We start from the raw sequence: 16161 nt of genomic DNA, 5'->3' as shown, positions 1-16161 counted from the left end.
CCCCTAGTCTCCCTTTCCTGCATCCCGTCGCGGCACGACGAGATAATTCCGATTTGATTTGTACCGTTGAATGGTTTTCGCAACGTCGTAGTTCAGGCGCTCCAGCAAGGCTTCGAACGCGTCGTAGTTTTCCTGATCCACCTCGACCAGCATCACCGGTTGTGCGCGCGCGATGGTCTGCTCCAGGCCTTGCAGAACACGCATCTCCATGCCTTCCACATCGATCTTGATGACCGTCGGCGTGATGTCCGCAAGCTGCGCGTCACCGGTGGAAACAGGGATATCGCCTGTGCCTTCCAGCATACGTGCAGCACCAAGGTTGCGGTCGCGCGCCTCCATGCCGTAGCCGTCCGCCTCGCGATCAGCCAGACCAAGCCCAAGATGATCGAGAACGACGATATCATCCACGTTGTTCAGCAGCGTGTTGAGTTGCAGCAGCCGATAGGCCAGCGGGTTGGGCTCGAACGGGATCACCTTGGACATGCCCATGAACATTGCCGCGAACAGCGAATGGTTCCCGGTGTTGGCCCCGATATCGACGAACACGCCGCCCGGGTCGACAAGGTTGCGCAGCAGCTTCAGCTCGCCATACTCGTAAAAATCACCACGCCGGTGATTACGCTGGATCGGGTCGCGTTCCATATCCGTCCCGAACAGGACACGTTTGCCCTCGATGTTGGCGACCGTGATTTCCACCCCGGGGAAAAATGGCAAGCCCGGCTCCGCCGCGTCCACATCCGGCTTGGGGGCTGGCCGGGGCGCTGGTGGTGCAGGCTTGGCAGCCGGCGCCTGAGCGACAGGCGGCGATGCGTTGGCCGCCGCGCGCTTGACCGAAACGGCCGTACCGGAGGCCGACACCATCAGCATCGAGTCGCCCACAACCTCGTAGTCCAGATCAACACCAACCACCGCATTGCCGCCGACCGCCTGCGCCCGCTCCTCAAGCTCCTGCAATGCGATGTTGCGCGCATCCTGCAGCTTGGCTTCGTACGCGCCCGCGCGACCACCCACCACGTCCCGCACGCTGGCGAACAGGTCACGGACGATATTCGCGCCCATGATCGCCTCGCCGACGACAACGCCGTGATAGGCGGTGACGCGGTGGTCTTCGACAGAATTGGTGGTGGTGACAATCACGCAGAGCGGCCTTTCCTGGAAGCGTAGTGCATTTCATGCCCGAACCAGACGATGCCGATCAGGCCGCCGGTCCAGATGAACTTTTTCAGCGGTCCGAAGTTCTCGGGCGAGACGCCGAAAATTTGCGGTGCAAAGATGCAGACAATGGCCACAACTGTCAGTGCCGCGATATATCCGCCCCGATAAAGCCAGCTCATGTAGGTCTTCCTTCCCTGATGGTGCGCGGCATCCCGCGCCTCGATGTGTGGTGCCGCAGCACCGATGAGCCGTATTCGTCCGGGGCATGTCCGAACACGGGTAAATCCGGGGAACGCATCAGTTGCGCGTCTCCAGCACGATCTTGGACAGGACCGACGACAGACCAACGGCAAACACCGCCGCGATCGCCGCAACGATCGGTCCTCCAGCCTGCCAGAGCGGCGCTGTCACCGTCATGAGGCCAAACGTCATCAGAGCCGTCATGATGGCCCAGGGTCCGCGCGGCTCGCCGGGGGTAATCAGCCACTTGACGTTCATGCGTCCTCGCGGTCCACGGGATAAATCCACTTCGCCCCAGCCCAGCCCAGCACCGACCCGATGCCAAGCCCGACGACCGCGCCGACCGGGCCCATCACCTCAGCCAGGATGAACGACAACGTAAACGCCACGGCGAAAGCCAGGGGCACGTACCACTTGGGGCGCCCGCCGCCCGTTGGTTTCTGCGCATCGTCGGTCACGGTTGGTGCTCCGGTTGGTTGCGGGGTTTAACCCACAGACCCTTCGAGGCTGATGGCAACCAGCTGTTGGGCTTCCATCGCAAACTCCATCGGCAAAGCCTGCAAGACTTCCTTGCAGAACCCGTTGACCACGAGCGCGACGGCTTCTTCCTCATCCATGCCGCGCTGGCGGCAGTAGAAAAGCTGATCGTCATCCACCTTCGACGTGGTTGCCTCGTGCTCCACCCGGCTCGAGTTGTTCTTGACCTCGATATACGGCACGGTGTGCGCCCCGCATTTGTCGCCGATCAGAAGACTGTCGCACTGGGTATAGTTGCGCCCGTTCTTGGCCTTGGGGTGCATGGACACAAGACCGCGATAGGTGTTCTGCGCCACGCCCGCGCTGATCCCCTTGGAGACGATGCGCGACTTCGTGTTCTTGCCCAGATGCACCATCTTGGTGCCGGTGTCGGCCTGCTGGTGGTTGTTGGCGATGGCAATGGAATAGAACTCACCCTGGCTCTCATCGCCGCGCAGGATGCAGGACGGGTACTTCCATGTCACGGCGGATCCGGTTTCGACCTGCGTCCACATCACCTTGGCCCGGTCGCCGCGGCAATCGGCGCGCTTGGTGACGAAGTTGTAGATCCCGCCGACGCCGTTCTCGTCACCCGGATACCAGTTCTGCACGGTCGAATACTTCACCTCCGCATCTTCTTCGATGATGATCTCCACCACCGCGGCGTGCAGTTGCGCCACATCGCGCTGAGGCGCCGTGCAGCCCTCAAGATACGACACGTAGCTGCCCTTGTCGGCGATGATCAGCGTGCGTTCGAACTGGCCGGTGTTCTCCGCGTTGATGCGGAAATAGGTGCTCAGTTCCATCGGGCAGCGTACGCCCGGCGGCACGTAGACGAAAGAGCCATCCGAGAACACGGCAGAGTTCAGCGTTGCGTAGAAATTGTCGGACACGGGCACGACCGACCCGAGGTACTTCTTGACCAGTTCGGGGTGTTCCTTGATCGCTTCCGAAATGGAGCAGAAGATCACACCGGCCTTTTTCAGCTCTTCCTGAAAGGTCGTTCCGACCGATACGCTGTCAAAAACCGCATCCACGGCAACCTTGCGTTCTTCCTCCGGAGCCTCGACCCCGGCCAGCAACGCCTGCTCTTTCAATGGAATGCCCAGCTTTTTGTAGGTTTCCAGCAGTTTCGGGTCCACCTCATCCAGCGACTTGGGCTTTTCGATCATGCTCTTGGGGCGAGCGTAATAGTACTGATCCTGAAAATCGATGTCGTGATAGTTGACCATTGCCCATTTCGGCTCGGTCATCTTTTCCCACCGCGCGAACGCCTGCAGACGCCATTCGGTCATCCACTCGGGCTCTTCGTTCTTTTCGGAGATAAGCCGCACGATATCGGGGTTCACGCCCTTGGGGGCGTATTCCATCTCGATCTCGGTATTCCAGCCGTACTTGTACGCGCCGCCGACATTCTGAACTGTCTCAACCGTCTCGCGATCAACCCCTTCGCGGACTTCAACCTCGTTCAGTGCGTTCATGGCTTCACCCTTGTTGTTGGCCCATGCAGGGCTCTGTTTCGCCGTGCCGTCTTGAGACAGGCTATCCTTTGGTCGTTCTCGCTACGCAGCACGCGCCGCGTGCCGGTCTCTGGCCTTGATCCACGCTTCGGCAAAGCGCAGCACCTCGTCTTCTGTCACCCGCGGCCCCAGCGACACCCGCAGGGCCGACCCGGCATCCACCGCATCAAACCCCATCGCCGCAAGCACCCGACTGGTGCGCACCTTGCCACTGGAACAGGCGGACCCCGCACTCACCGCGAAACCGGCCAGATCCATCTGCATCACCTGCGTTTCGCCCTTCCAACCGGGGTTCACGATGTTCAGCGTGTTCGGCAAACGATCTGAGTCTTTCCCGACAAAAATAGTCTGTTGGCCGTCGGAGTGAAGAGCCAATTCTAGAATTTTTCTAATTTCAGCAACTTCATCCCAAAGCCCATCGGACAGGTCCTGCTGTGCAGCCTGAGCTGCCGCAGCAAACCCCATGATTCCAATCAGGTTTTCTGTTCCGGACCGCCACCCCATTTCCTGGCCGCCGCCGGTGATCTGGGCTGATAAATCGACTCCACGCCTCAGGATTACTGCCCCGATGCCCTTCGGTCCGCCAATCTTGTGGGCCGAGATCAGCCCCATCTGCGCCCCGGACCACGAAAACGCCACGGGAATCTTGCCGAAAGCTTGCGTGAAATCCACCAGCGCCAGCCCCTCTGGCAGCGTCTGGAGGATACCGGTTTCGGAGTTCGCCGCCTGAAGTGCCGTCTTCGCCGGGTCTGTGACGGTAACGTGGCCGCGCGCATTGACAGGCAGGTCAACGGTGCATTGCCCCAGAACCGCGTCATGTTCGATCTCGGCGCAGTGCAGCGCGCGGCCTGCACAGGCCAAGGCGGCCCCTTCAGTTGCGCCGGAGACGAAAACGAGGTCACAATCATCGGCGCCCATGGCCGACAGGATCTGAGCCCGCGCCTTTTCCATCATGGCTTTCGCGGCGCGCCCTTCCGCATGAACGGAGGACGGGTTGCCGACCACATCCATCGCAGCCACCATTGCGTCGCGCGCCTCGGGGCGCAGCGGCGCGGTGGCATTCCAGTCAAGATAGGTGCGCCCCGCCATGCTCACTCGTCAACGATGGCGAACAGGTTGGGAACCGCAGGGCATGGCGCCAACTGGTTGGCGACCACATCCGACAATCGCGTCTGGTGCAGGAACACGTAGACATGCGCGCTAAGACCTTCCCACAGACGGTTGGTCATTGACTGCGCGCGTGAGCCCGACTTGCCGCCCGATGCGCCGGCACCCGTGTGCATCGCGCTGATGGTCTCATCCACCGCCTCGAAGATATCCGATACCCGGATCGCATCCGGCGACCGGGCCAGCCGATATCCCCCCCCGGGGCCGCGCACGGCTTCAACGAGATTGGCGCGACGCAGTTTCACGAACAACTGTTCGAGATACGTGAGTGAAATATCCTGCCGCTCTGCAATCTCGCCAAGCGCGACAAGACGATCGGTGGAATGCTCCGCCAGATCGGCCAGCGCAACCATCGCATAGCGCCCCTTCGTGCTCAGTTTCATGAATTCCCCCACTGCGCCTGCGCGGCAAACGCATCCCTCGCATTGACGTTGCCCGCCCGGTTCCTTACTTCGTTGGGACCGAGCGCATAACCGCGTAATTTAGAACGGTTCTAGGTTGTCCGAGCAGTTTCGTCAAGAATTGCCGGAAAGAAGACGGTCAGAGGGGACGGAGACGACATGCCCGAAGTGATTTTTCCGGGGCCGGAGGGCCGGCTCGAGGGGCGTTACCATCCGCAGAAAGAAAAAGACGCCCCGATCGCGATCATCCTGCATCCGCACCCGCAGTTCGGCGGCACGATGAACAACCGCGTCGTCTACAACATGCATTACGCGTTCTACAACATGGGCTTCACGGTGCTGCGGTTCAATTTCCGGGGCGTCGGACGCAGCCAGGGCGAGTATGACCAGGGCGTGGGCGAGTTGTCGGACGCGGCCTCCGCGCTTGATTACCTGCAGTCGATGAACCCGAATTCCAAGCACTGCTGGGTCGCGGGCTTCAGCTTTGGAGCGTGGATCGGCATGCAGCTCCTGATGCGGCGTCCCGAAATCACCGGGTTCATCTCTGTCAGCCCGCCCGCAAACATGTATGACTTCTCGTTCCTCGCGCCCTGCCCGTCTTCGGGCCTGATCATCAACGGCTCTTCCGACCGGGTCGCGCCGCCCTCCGATACGCAGGGCCTCGTGCGCAAACTGCACGAGCAGAAGGGCATCACGATCACCCATCAGGAAGTCGAGGGGGCGGATCACTTCTTCGGCGACCCGCATATGGAAACCTTGATCGGTTCGGTGGATGACTACGTGCGCCGCCGCCTGACCGAAAGCAGTCGCTGAGGCGCAGCATGGGCGTTATCGAAGACCTTGCAGATGACCTTGCCCGCGATACGATCGCGGCGGCAGAGGAACTTGGCGACGAACAACTCGTGCGCCTTGTCGGCGAACAACTCGGCGCGTCCTCCTCGACCATGCAGGAAGCTTACCTGACCTCCGTCCGCGTGCGGCAGGCCGAGTTGCGGGCCCGCAAATACCTTGAGCAGGTCCGGGCGCAGGCGAAAACCGCGACAGATACGACATGATGCGCTAACCGCATCCCAGCCAGCTTGAGTGCCAGCACAGGGACCGACACACCGCCATGGACATCGAGACCCACCGACGCGACGTCCACGGCATCGGCCGCCTTCAGGAAAACGTGCGCCAGATCGTCTATGGCGGCAATGACGGGATCGTCACGACCTTTGCCGTGGTGGCCGGGTTTACCGGTGCCGGGGCCGAGGGGGCCGCGCAGGTCGGGGCGCTTGCGGTTATCCTGTTCGGTCTGGCGAACCTTTTCGCCGATGCAACCGCCATGGGCCTGGGGGAGTTTCTGTCATCACGGTCCGAGCGGGATGTCTACAACGCCACCCGGGCGCAGGAACTTCACCTGATCGAAACCGAACCGGAGGCCGAACGTCAGGAGGTCATCGCCCTTCTGGCCCATCGCGGTGTGACCGGTGCAGACGCCGAGCGCCTGTCGCAGGAACTGGCCAGACACCCGCGCCTGATGGCCGATTTCATGATGTCCTATGAATTTGGCATGGCGAACCCAAGCGATGCGAACCCGGCCAGAAATGCACTTTTCACCTTTGTCTCCTTTGTCGTTTTCGGCGCGATCCCCCTTGTCCCCTACTTCCTGTCGGACCCGCGGCCGGAACTGTTTGCCCAGTCGGTCATCGCCACCTCGCTCGCCCTGCTGGCGCTGGGCATTCTTCGCGGCGCAGTCACGGGCGAACGGATGGCGCGGTGCATCGCCGAAACACTTCTGATCGGCGGCACCTGCGCACTAGTCGCCTATGTGGTCGGGTGGGTCGTCGGCGGGGGGTGACGCACGATGATTTAGATGGCCAACTCCTGGAATTGAGCGTAGGTCGGACACATGCTCTGATCGCGGATTTCCAACATGCATTACGTCTTTCTGTTCTGCGCAATCGTGACCGAGGTGATCGGCACCGCCGCATTGCAAGGCAGCCAGCAATTTACCCGAACCGGCCCTTCCGTTCTCGTGGTTGCCAGCTACTCCGCCAGTTTCTATTTCCTGTCGCTCACCCTCAAATCCCTGCCCCTCGGCCTTGTCTACGCGACATGGTCGGGCCTTGGGATCGTGCTGATCGGCACGGTCGGGTGGGTCGTATTCGGCCAGAAACTCGACCTGCCGGCGCTGCTTGGCATGGGGATGATCATCTGCGGCGTGATCATTATCTATCTGTTTTCATCCACGATTACCCATTGATCCACGCTGCAATCAACGCTTGACCCGGCGCGCGCTTTGCCCCGATGCTCCGGGCCATGAAACGTGCCCTGACCTTGTGTGCCGCGCTTGCGCTGGCCACCCCTGTCGCCGCCGACGTCCGTGCCAGCTACGTGCTGGACGGGCGGACGCTTTTCTCCATGTTGATCCCGGACTTCTGGACCCTGAAAACCGGGGGCGAGCGCCTGATCACCCCGCCGGATGAGGATATCGCGCGCCCCGCGCCGCAGATCATGTCGGCGCATCCGACGGTAGAGCCTGACGTATGGATCGGGGCTTTCTCGCCACGGGGCATCCGAACCGTGGCCGAAGGACGGGCCTACCTGGCCGAGATCGGGCAATTCCTGACGACGACGCCCGAGATCACCTCGACAGGTCCCGGTCGGATCGGCGGCATGGCCGCGCATCTGATCAAGGGAACCGGGCGTCGCGACGGTCGTGACATCGCGTTCACGATCGCCGTTCTGGACTTGCCGGGGCAGAATGTCGGCATCGTCGCGGGCATCGCCGAACAGGGTGCCGACCCGGCCCTTGTCGCGCAGTTGAACGAAACCTTCGCCAGCGTTAGGGCCGCCCGATGACACCCAAGCGCACGCCCCTTTCGAACCGCGTCGTCAAACTTGGCGGTGCCGTGGTAATCTGCTGTGCCGTCGCCGGCTGCGAAGTGACCTCTGTCGGCGTCGGTGTCGGCTATAACTACGGGTACAATTCACCGTTCTACTGGAACGACTATTACCGCCACGGCGGGAATGTGAATATCGACATCGATGTGGACAATCGTCCGGGTCGCCCCGACAGACCCGCGCGCCCGGACAGACCCAAACCGCCCGTTGCAAAGCCCCCGAACGTGCGACCGCCGACGCACAAGCCCACGCGTCCCAGTCGCCCCGGTGGCCGACCGGGCGGAGGCCGCGGGCGATGACCGCCTAGTCGAGTTCCTCGACGATCACCAGTTCCCGCTCGGACGCGGCTTTGGCAAAACTCAGCGCCTCTTGATAGGCGGGCGAGGCATAGCATGCCTCGGCCTGCGCGCGGCTTTCGAACCGGACCACGACGTTGCGCTCGCGCGTCGGGCCTTCCATTTGCGTGTACGCCCCTCCGCGCGCCAGAAAGACGCCGCCAAAGGCCGCGATCGCGCCGGTCGCGCGTTTGGCGTATTCGCCATACTGGTCCGGGTCGGTCACGTGCACGTGCGATATCCAGAGTGCGCCCATGTCTCAGCCTCCGATTACCGCTCTGGCCGCAGCGAGCGCCGCTTCGGCCTGCGCAGGGTCCTTGCCCCCGCCCTGTGCCATGTCCGGACGGCCACCGCCGCCCTTGCCGCCCAAAGCCTCCACTGCCGCGCGCACGAGATCCACGGCTGAGATGCGGTCGGTCATGTCTGCCGTGACGCCAGCCGCCACCGCAGCCTTGCCCCCCGCATCCGCAATCAGCACGATCGCTCCCGATCCCATGCGGGCCTTATGTTCATCGATAAGCGCGGGCAGATCCTTGCCCGACACACCCGACAGGCTTTGACCGAGGAAACGAACCCCGTTCACATCTTCCGCCTGTGGTCCGGCTGCCCCGGACGCGCCTCCAGCCATGGCCAGTTCACGGCGCAATTGCGCCACTTCGTTCTGCAGGGATTTTCGCTCCTCCAGAAGCGCGCGCACCCGCTCGGGCACATCGCCCGGCTGCGCCTTCAGGCTCAACGCAGTTTCCGCCAACCGGTTGTCCTGCTGGCTCAGATACGCGAACGCCGCCGCGCCGGTCAGCGCCTCGATCCGACGAACCCCGGAGGAGGATGCGCTGTCGCCGAGCGTGACGAACACGCCGATATCGCCGGTCTGGCGCACATGCGTACCGCCGCATAGCTCCAGTGAATACGTCTGGCCCTGAACGCCTTTGCCGGAATTGGCCTGCTGGCCCATCGACACGACACGCACCTCGTCGCCGTATTTCTCGCCGAACAAGGCCTGCGCCCCCAGCGCGCGCGCATCGTCGGGGGTCATGATCCGGGTCTCGACACGAGAATTCTGACGGATATAGGCGTTCACATCCGCCTCGACCTGCGCCAGCTGATCCAAAGTCAGCGCCGCGGAGTGGCTGAAATCGAACCTCAGGCGATCAGGCGCATTCAAGGAGCCGCGCTGCGCCACGTGCTCACCAAGTGTTTGCCGCAGCGCCTCATGCAGAAGGTGCGTTGCCGAATGGTTGGCGCGTATATCGCTGCGCCGTGCGTGATCCACACGCAACTCCAGCACGTCTCCCTTCTTCAACCCGGTCTTGCCGCACGTCACCTTGTGCGCAAACACACCGCCGCCCATCTTCTGCGTATCGGCGATGCTGCCGGAGTCCTCTGTCGTCAGATAACTGCCGCTATCGCCCACCTGACCGCCGCTTTCGGCGTAGAACGGGGTCTGGTTCAGCACGACCCACCCTTCAGACCCGGCCGCAATCGCATCAACTTGTGCCCCGTCCACGACCAGAGCCAGAACCTGCCCTTCGGCAACCTCGGTGTCGTAGCCCAGAAACTCCGTCGTCCCGTGCGCTTCCTGAATGTCGAACCATACGCTCGCGTCCGCGGCTTCCCCCGAGCCAGACCACGCCGCCCGCGCCTTGGCCTTCTGCGCCTCCATCGCGGCATCAAACCCGTCCGTCTCGACCTCGCGGCCTTTCTCGCGCAGCGCATCCTGCGTCAGATCCAGCGGAAACCCGTACGTGTCATACAGCTTGAATGCCGTTTTGCCCGGCAATGCTGCGGCCTCGGGCAACTGCGCCAATTCCTCGTCCAGCAGCTTGAGCCCACGGTCCAGTGTCTGGCGGAACCGCGTCTCCTCCAGCAGCAGCGTCTCCTCGATCAGGGCCTGCGCACGGCCCAGTTCCGGGTAGGCCTGCCCCATCTGACCGACAAGCGCCGGGACCAGACGGTGCATCAACGGATCCGCCGCGCCCAACAGGTGCGCATGCCGCATCGCACGACGCATGATCCGACGCAGCACATACCCCCGCCCCTCGTTCGAGGGCATCACCCCATCCGCGATCAGGAACGACGTGGATCGCAGATGGTCCGCAATCACCCGGTGATGCACGTTGCGATCCCCGTACGGATCGACCGACGTGGCATGCGCCGACGCCTCGATCAGCGCCTTGAACAAATCGGTGTCATAATTGTCGTGGCTGCCCTGCAGCAAGGCGGCGATCCGTTCCAACCCCATGCCAGTGTCGATCGACGGTTTCGGCAGCGGGTCACGCGTGCCGTCCTCGAACTGCTCGAACTGCATGAAGACGAGGTTCCAGATCTCGATGAACCGGTCGCCGTCCTCTTCGGGGCTGCCCGGGGGGCCACCCCAGATATGGTCGCCGTGGTCATAGAAGATTTCGGTACACGGGCCGCACGGCCCCGTCGGCCCCATCATCCAGAAATTGTCGTTCGTGGGAATGCGAATGATCCGGTCATCCGGCAGGCCCGCGTGCTTTTTCCAGATTTCCGCGGCCTCGTTATCGGTGTGATAGACCGTAACCAGCAACCGGTCCTTGTTGATGCCGAATTCCTTGGTGATCAGGTCCCAGGCAAAGGGGATCGCGTCTTCCTTGAAATAGTCCCCAAAGCTGAAATTGCCCAGCATTTCAAAGAAGGTATGGTGCCGCGCGGTATATCCGACATTGTCCAGGTCGTTGTGCTTGCCACCGGCGCGGACGCATTTCTGGCTGGTCGTGGCCCGGGTGTAATCGCGCGTCTCGAGCCCGGTAAAGACGTTCTTGAATTGGACCATGCCCGCGTTGGTGAACATCAACGTCGGATCATTGCGCGGCACAAGCGGCGAGCTGTCGACCACCGCGTGATCGTTGCTGCCGAAATAGTCAAGGAAAGTGGTACGAATATCGTTAAGGCTCGGCATCAGGGTATCCGGTCTGACTTGGGTCCACCCGGTGTAGCCGTGGGACAAATCGCTGTCCACCGCCTATGCCCATGCAAAACGGCCCGAAGGGTGTGTCTCCGGGCCGTTGCTCATGCATGTTTCGAACCGTCTCGGGCGTCAGGCGTCAGCCATCTACAAGATCGTCATCGTCATCGGCACCAGCGCCTTCCGGCATCGAGAAGTCGAGGCCGTGCGCCGCACGAATCTTGTCTTCGATATCAAGTGCTACGGCTGGATTCTCCTTCAGGAAATCCTTGGCGTTGTTGCGTCCCTGGCCGATGCGTTCATCGCCGTAGGAGAACCACGAGCCAGACTTCTCCACGATACCGGCCTTCACGCCGAGGTCGAGCAACTCGCCCATTTTCGAAATGCCCTCGCCATACATGATGTCGAATTCGACCTGCTTGAACGGCGGGGCGACCTTGTTCTTGACCACCTTGACACGGGTCGTGTTGCCGACCACTTCGTCGCGGTCCTTGATCGCGCCGATGCGGCGGATATCGAGGCGTACGGACGAGTAAAACTTGAGCGCATTGCCCCCCGTCGTTGTTTCGGGCGATCCGAACATGACGCCGATCTTCATCCGGATCTGGTTGATGAAGATCACCATGCAGTTGGATTTCGAGATGGACCCCGTCAGCTTCCGCATCGCCTGGCTCATCAAACGTGCCTGTGCGCCCACCTGCGCATCCCCCATGTCCCCCTCGAGTTCGGATTTCGGCGTCAGGGCCGCTACCGAGTCGACGACAACCATGCTGACCGCACCGGAGCGCACCAGTGTGTCGGTGATTTCAAGCGCCTGCTCTCCGGTATCTGGCTGCGAGATCAGAAGTTCGTCCAGATCGACGCCCAGCTTGCGGGCGTATTGCGGGTCAAGCGCGTGCTCGGCATCCACAAACGCGCACACACCGCCTTTTTTTTGTTCTTCGGCCACGCAATGCAGGGTCAGCGTGGTCTTGCCGGAACTTTCCGGCCCGTAAATCTCGATGATGCGGCCCTTGGGCAGACCGCCGATACCCAGGGCAATGTCCAGACCGAGCGAGCCGGTTGACGTTGCCTCGATTTCGGCAACAGGGCTGTCCGCCCCGAGCTTCATGATGGAGCCTTTGCCAAACTGGCGTTCGATCTGGGCAAGCGCGCTGTCGAGCGCCTTCTGCTTGTCCGAATTACCTTTGTTCGTCACGTCGAGAAGACTCTCTATAGCCATGGTCAGCCCCTTATTTCATGCCCGGCCGCGCCCGGCAAATACTGCTTTGTTCTTGCCTTGTTCCCATTTTATGAGATCAAAAAGAGAACATTGCAAGATGAAAAAGCACAGGCCGAACGGGCCTGCAGGCATCAGCCTGACAATCATTGGTTAACAAGAGGTTATCACCTCAGGCCGCTCAGGCGACCTCTGACGGTGCAGGCTCGGGCAGCGCGGTCGGCGCAGCCCCGGTGCCGATCCGGCTGTGAACCGTTGCAGTGAGTTGCTTGAGTGAGAACGGCTTCTGCAAAAACGTGGAATTCGGCAATTCGGCTTCGGCCCCCGGCAGAAGGTCCTCGGCATAGCCCGACATGAAGACCACAGGCGTCCCTTCGCGCGACTTGAGCGCCTCGCGTACCCATGTCGGCCCGTCCACGCCCGGCATTACCACATCCGAAACGAAAAGATCGACGCTCAGGCTGGGGTTTTCCAGCAGGTGGAGGGCCATCTCGCCATTCTCAGCCTCCAGCACGGTGAAGCCGTTCAGACGCAGGGCGCGGGCGGCAAACGCCCGCACGGGCGCTTCGTCTTCGACCAACAGCACCACACCCTCGCCGGCGCTGTTGCCGCGCGCCTCGTCCTGCATGACGCCGACCGGGGTTGCGGACGCCACGGCATGATGCGCCGGAAAGAACAATTCGAATGCCGTGCCCTTTCCGACAACGCTTTCGGCGAAAATGAAGCCGCCCGATTGCTTCACGATTCCGTAGGCGGTCGAAAGACCCAACCCCGTCCCCTCGCCCGTGCGCTTTGTGGTGTAGAAGGGCTCGAATATCTTACCGATCTTGTCGCGCGGGATGCCGACACCCTGATCGGTGACGGTGACGCAGATGTAGTCGCCCGCAGGCAGGGTCACCCGCGCGCGCGTCACCGGTTCGTCAAGGTTCACCGACTTGGTTTCCACGATGATTTCACCGCCATCGGGCATTGCGTCGCGCGCATTTACCACGAGGTTCATCAAAACCTGTTCAAGCTGGCGCTTGTCCGCCCGCAGATGCGCAAGGTCCGGTTCGTTCACCAGCGTCAGCTGTACTTTTTCCCCGACGAGCCGGTTCAGCAAATGCGTCAGGTCCGACAACGTATCGCGAATGTCGAGGATCTCCGGCTGGAGCGTCTGTTTGCGTGAGAATGCCAGCAACTGGCCGACGAGGCTCGCCGCGCGGTTGGCGTTCTGGTTGATCTGCAACAGGTCGCCATAATCCGGATCCCCCTGATCGTGGCGCAGCAGGATCAGGTCGCAATGGCCCGAAATCGCGGTCAGCAAGTTGTTGAAGTCATGTGCCACGCCGCCAGCAAGCTGTCCGATGGCTTGCATTTTCTGGCTCTGGACAAACTGGGCTTCAAGCGTCTTCAGCTCCGTCGCGTCGTGCAGAACCGCCATCAGCGCCGCGCCATTGGGGCCATCTGTCCGGCTCAGAGTCACTTGCAGATAGCTTTCCTGCGCCGTGTCGCGCAGCCGCATCACCTCGGGCTGCAAGGGATGATGCGCCTGGAAAGCATCCGTGAGCCATTCCGATACCGACCGCCCCAACCCGGTGACGAGTTCGGAAAACAACGCGCCCTCCCCGGTGTTGGTCATGTTCAGCAACTGGCGCGCAGCCCGGTTGCTGTCGAGGATCGCGCCGGTCTTGGACAGCTTCAGAACCGCAACCGGGATTGTCTCCAACCCGTCAAGCGGCGCCGCGGGCGTCATCTCCGGTGTCGGGATAACGGCAATCTCGCGCCGCCCGGCGCTGAGGGGACGCTGGTGCAGCAGCACCGGCATGTCGGCGCTTTCGGACCGCAACACCGCGCTGGTATCTCCGATGGCGGGGGGGGCCACGAACACATCCTCCACCCGGCGCGCACGTTTGCCCAGATGCCGTCGCAGCGCTTCGTTCATGGCCAGCACCGTTCCAGACCGGCTGACGGAGAGCATCGGCACCGGTCCGTGAGACAGGCTCGCCTCCTCGCGCATTGCGACGGGCTCGATCCGCAGCAGATGGGTATCGCCCTTGTAGCCGCGCATCACCAGCCGGACGTGCCCATGGCGGGTCACGAGAGCCTCGTCCGCGACCCGTCCGAGCGACGCCGCCCGCCGCAAACGCCGCACCGCCGGCGCAATCTCCTTGCTGAGACCTTCAAGTGCTTTTGCGACGCCCTTTGTCGCAAGGTCCGGATACGCGTGCCGCGCAGCGGAATTCATCCAGATCACGTCCTGATCCGGGTCCAACGCGAGCGAGGGCACGCGGTCATCCTCCAGAAACGAAAACACCGCAGTGAGTTTCGGATCGGTCGGGCGCGTCGCCCAAAGCCGCTGCGCCTCCTGCAATAGGGGTACGGCCAGAAGTGTCAGGGATACCAGAATGCCGATTGTTTCGGCATATCCGGACAACAGCACCGTGGCCAAGCCGATGCCAATCCCGCCCGAGCACGCCAAGGCGGCCTTCTTGCGACGCTGTATCATCGCAAGAATCGGGGAGATTTTGTCTTTGACCTTCCAGCGTGCCAACGCGCACTCCGCACTTAACCTGCTTCAAGAAACGCGATCTCCGCTTAACCGTGGATTAACACGATCGCATTTTCAACCTAAAGTTGTTGCGCTCCGGATTGGCGTTCCAGAATGGCGAGGAAAAACCCATCGCCTGCACTGCGCGGATCGAACTGGTGTTGCGCCACCACGGACCATGCGGGGTCGGCAGCACAAAACGCCGTCACCTGCGCGCCATTCTCGTCGGCGAAAACCGAACAGGTTGCGTAAGCAAGGCGGCCGCCAGGGGCCACCGCTTGCGCCGCTTCGTTCAGAACCTGCGCTTGCAGCGCGGTCAACTCGGCCAACCGGTCCGGCGTCAGCCGCCATTTCGCATCGGGCGCGCGCCGCCATGTCCCACTGCCGCTGCACGGCGCATCGACGAACACGAGGTCAAACCGGCCCTGTCCATCCCAGATCGGGCACAGCGCCCCGGCGCGTTCTGCGCGGATGGGGATATCGCCCATTCGGGCCGCATCCACATCATGGACCATCACCGGTGCCCTGCTAAGAGCTGCAAGCGCCAGCGCCTTGCCCCCACCACCCGCACAATAGTCCATAACCTGTGCGCCCTGCGTCACGCCGCAGGCCAGCACCGCCGCCTGGCTGGAGGCATCCTGAACCTCCACCAGACCCTGCGCAAAAGCGCGAGACCGTGCCACATGCCGCGCCCCGCGCGTGACCCTCAGGGCTGTGGGCACACCGTCGATGACCCGGGTTTCGACCCCCTCCAGCGCCAGCGCCTCTTGCGCATCGGCCAGATCCACCCGCAAGGTGTTGACCCGCAAATCGAGCGGCGCGCGCGCTACGAACAGCGGCAGCACCGCACGCCAGTCCTTCCCCAGTCCCTCCTTGAACAGGGGCAACATCCACGCGGGCACGTCATGCTGCGCTGCCTCCGGCGCGGCGGCGGGATCGCGCACCGATGACGCCTCGGAAACAGAAAGGGGCGCGGGCCCGTATCCTGCGCCGGTGAACACTGTGCTCGGATCGACCCCCTGCAACCGCAGCACACCCAGCATGAGGCCGCGCCCGGTCAAACCGCCGCCGGCCCAGGCTGCGCTCTCGCGTCGGCGCAGGGCATCGAATACATGGTCGCGCACGGCTGCGCGATCCTTTGATCCCGCAAAACGGCTGGACCGCGCCCACCGGGTCAACGCGCGTTCCGCGGGCGCGCCATCCAGCACCTGATCCAGAACGTCGATGGCGGCCTGCACGCGCGCTGCGGGCGTCATGCGC

At 62.5% G+C, this 16161-nt stretch carries 17 protein-coding genes and 2 pseudogenes; 6 read left to right on the top strand and 13 right to left on the bottom strand.

Features of this window, described 5'->3' with window-relative positions:
- Positions 1-3: 3 nt before the first annotated feature.
- The 8 genes and pseudogenes from ACP15N_RS00275 to ACP15N_RS00240 form a co-directional block, all read right to left on the bottom strand.
- Positions 4-573 (bottom strand): annotated as a pseudogene (locus ACP15N_RS00275) (FkbM family methyltransferase); the annotation flags it as partial.
- Between the two features lie 255 nt (positions 574-828).
- Positions 829-1137: pseudogene (locus ACP15N_RS00270) on the bottom strand (heavy metal-binding domain-containing protein); the annotation flags it as partial.
- Positions 1134-1334, bottom strand: a complete 201-nt coding sequence (locus ACP15N_RS00265) for a hypothetical protein (protein WP_425090213.1) — start codon at positions 1332-1334, stop codon at positions 1134-1136. The gene ACP15N_RS00265 and the pseudogene ACP15N_RS00270, both read right to left, overlap by 4 nt.
- A gap of 118 nt (positions 1335-1452) precedes the next feature.
- Entirely contained in the window at positions 1453-1653 is a 201-nt protein-coding gene (locus ACP15N_RS00260; protein ID WP_425090212.1) for a hypothetical protein, read from the bottom strand.
- Entirely contained in the window at positions 1650-1853 is a 204-nt protein-coding gene (locus ACP15N_RS00255) for a hypothetical protein (protein WP_425090211.1), read from the bottom strand. The genes ACP15N_RS00260 and ACP15N_RS00255 overlap by 4 nt, the downstream gene beginning before the upstream one ends.
- Before the next feature lie 27 nt (positions 1854-1880).
- Positions 1881-3392, bottom strand: coding sequence for a Fe-S cluster assembly protein SufB (gene sufB, locus ACP15N_RS00250; protein WP_425090210.1), 1512 nt, complete (start codon positions 3390-3392; stop codon positions 1881-1883).
- An 81-nt stretch (positions 3393-3473) separates the two neighbouring features.
- The gene (locus ACP15N_RS00245; protein WP_425090209.1) at positions 3474-4520 is read right to left on the bottom strand and encodes a cysteine desulfurase family protein; all 1047 of its coding nucleotides are present in this window, start codon (positions 4518-4520) and stop codon (positions 3474-3476) included.
- Positions 4521-4522: 2 nt separating this feature from the next.
- Entirely contained in the window at positions 4523-4981 is a 459-nt protein-coding gene (locus ACP15N_RS00240) for an Rrf2 family transcriptional regulator (RefSeq protein ID WP_425090208.1), read from the bottom strand.
- A gap of 177 nt (positions 4982-5158) precedes the next feature.
- Here ACP15N_RS00240 and ACP15N_RS00235 point away from each other — a divergent pair, with 177 nt between their 5' ends.
- From ACP15N_RS00235 to ACP15N_RS00210, 6 genes are all read left to right on the top strand, one after another.
- Positions 5159-5812: an alpha/beta hydrolase gene (locus ACP15N_RS00235; RefSeq protein WP_425090207.1), complete on the top strand. Its 654-nt coding sequence runs from the start codon at positions 5159-5161 to the stop codon at positions 5810-5812.
- A gap of 8 nt (positions 5813-5820) precedes the next feature.
- The gene (locus ACP15N_RS00230) at positions 5821-6054 is read left to right on the top strand and encodes a hypothetical protein (protein WP_425090206.1); all 234 of its coding nucleotides are present in this window, start codon (positions 5821-5823) and stop codon (positions 6052-6054) included.
- A gap of 56 nt (positions 6055-6110) precedes the next feature.
- Positions 6111-6839, top strand: coding sequence for a VIT1/CCC1 transporter family protein (locus tag ACP15N_RS00225; RefSeq protein ID WP_425090205.1), 729 nt, complete (start codon positions 6111-6113; stop codon positions 6837-6839).
- 75 nt (positions 6840-6914) lie between these two features.
- A complete protein-coding gene (locus ACP15N_RS00220; protein ID WP_425090204.1) occupies positions 6915-7244 on the top strand; it encodes a DMT family transporter in 330 nt (109 codons plus the stop codon).
- A 56-nt stretch (positions 7245-7300) separates the two neighbouring features.
- A complete protein-coding gene (locus ACP15N_RS00215) occupies positions 7301-7843 on the top strand; it encodes a hypothetical protein (protein WP_425090203.1) in 543 nt (180 codons plus the stop codon).
- Entirely contained in the window at positions 7840-8184 is a 345-nt protein-coding gene (locus tag ACP15N_RS00210) for a hypothetical protein (RefSeq protein WP_425090202.1), read from the top strand. Before ACP15N_RS00215 ends, ACP15N_RS00210 begins: the two co-directional genes overlap by 4 nt.
- A gap of 4 nt (positions 8185-8188) precedes the next feature.
- Here ACP15N_RS00210 and ACP15N_RS00205 read toward each other — a convergent pair whose 3' ends face one another.
- From ACP15N_RS00205 to ACP15N_RS00185, 5 genes are all read right to left on the bottom strand, one after another.
- The gene (locus ACP15N_RS00205) at positions 8189-8476 is read right to left on the bottom strand and encodes a DUF1330 domain-containing protein (protein ID WP_425090201.1); all 288 of its coding nucleotides are present in this window, start codon (positions 8474-8476) and stop codon (positions 8189-8191) included.
- Positions 8477-8479: 3 nt separating this feature from the next.
- Positions 8480-11146 carry an alanine--tRNA ligase gene (gene alaS, locus ACP15N_RS00200; protein ID WP_425090200.1) on the bottom strand — a complete coding sequence of 889 codons (2667 nt, stop codon included), beginning with the start codon at positions 11144-11146 and terminating at the stop codon, positions 8480-8482.
- Positions 11147-11291: 145 nt separating this feature from the next.
- On the bottom strand, positions 11292-12374 hold the full coding sequence (gene recA / locus ACP15N_RS00195; RefSeq protein ID WP_425090199.1) for a recombinase RecA: 1083 nt from the start codon (positions 12372-12374) through the stop codon (positions 11292-11294).
- Positions 12375-12552: 178 nt separating this feature from the next.
- Entirely contained in the window at positions 12553-14859 is a 2307-nt protein-coding gene (locus ACP15N_RS00190) for an ATP-binding protein (RefSeq protein WP_425090198.1), read from the bottom strand.
- Positions 14860-14981: 122 nt separating this feature from the next.
- Positions 14982-16157: an RsmB/NOP family class I SAM-dependent RNA methyltransferase gene (locus ACP15N_RS00185; RefSeq protein ID WP_425090197.1), complete on the bottom strand. Its 1176-nt coding sequence runs from the start codon at positions 16155-16157 to the stop codon at positions 14982-14984.
- Between the last annotated feature and the right edge of the window lie 4 nt (positions 16158-16161).

Origin of the sequence: Tropicimonas sp. S265A, assembly GCF_049800835.1 — a bacterium.
GTDB lineage: Bacteria > Pseudomonadota > Alphaproteobacteria > Rhodobacterales > Rhodobacteraceae > Dinoroseobacter.
This window is presented reverse-complemented; position numbering and strand designations above follow the sequence as displayed.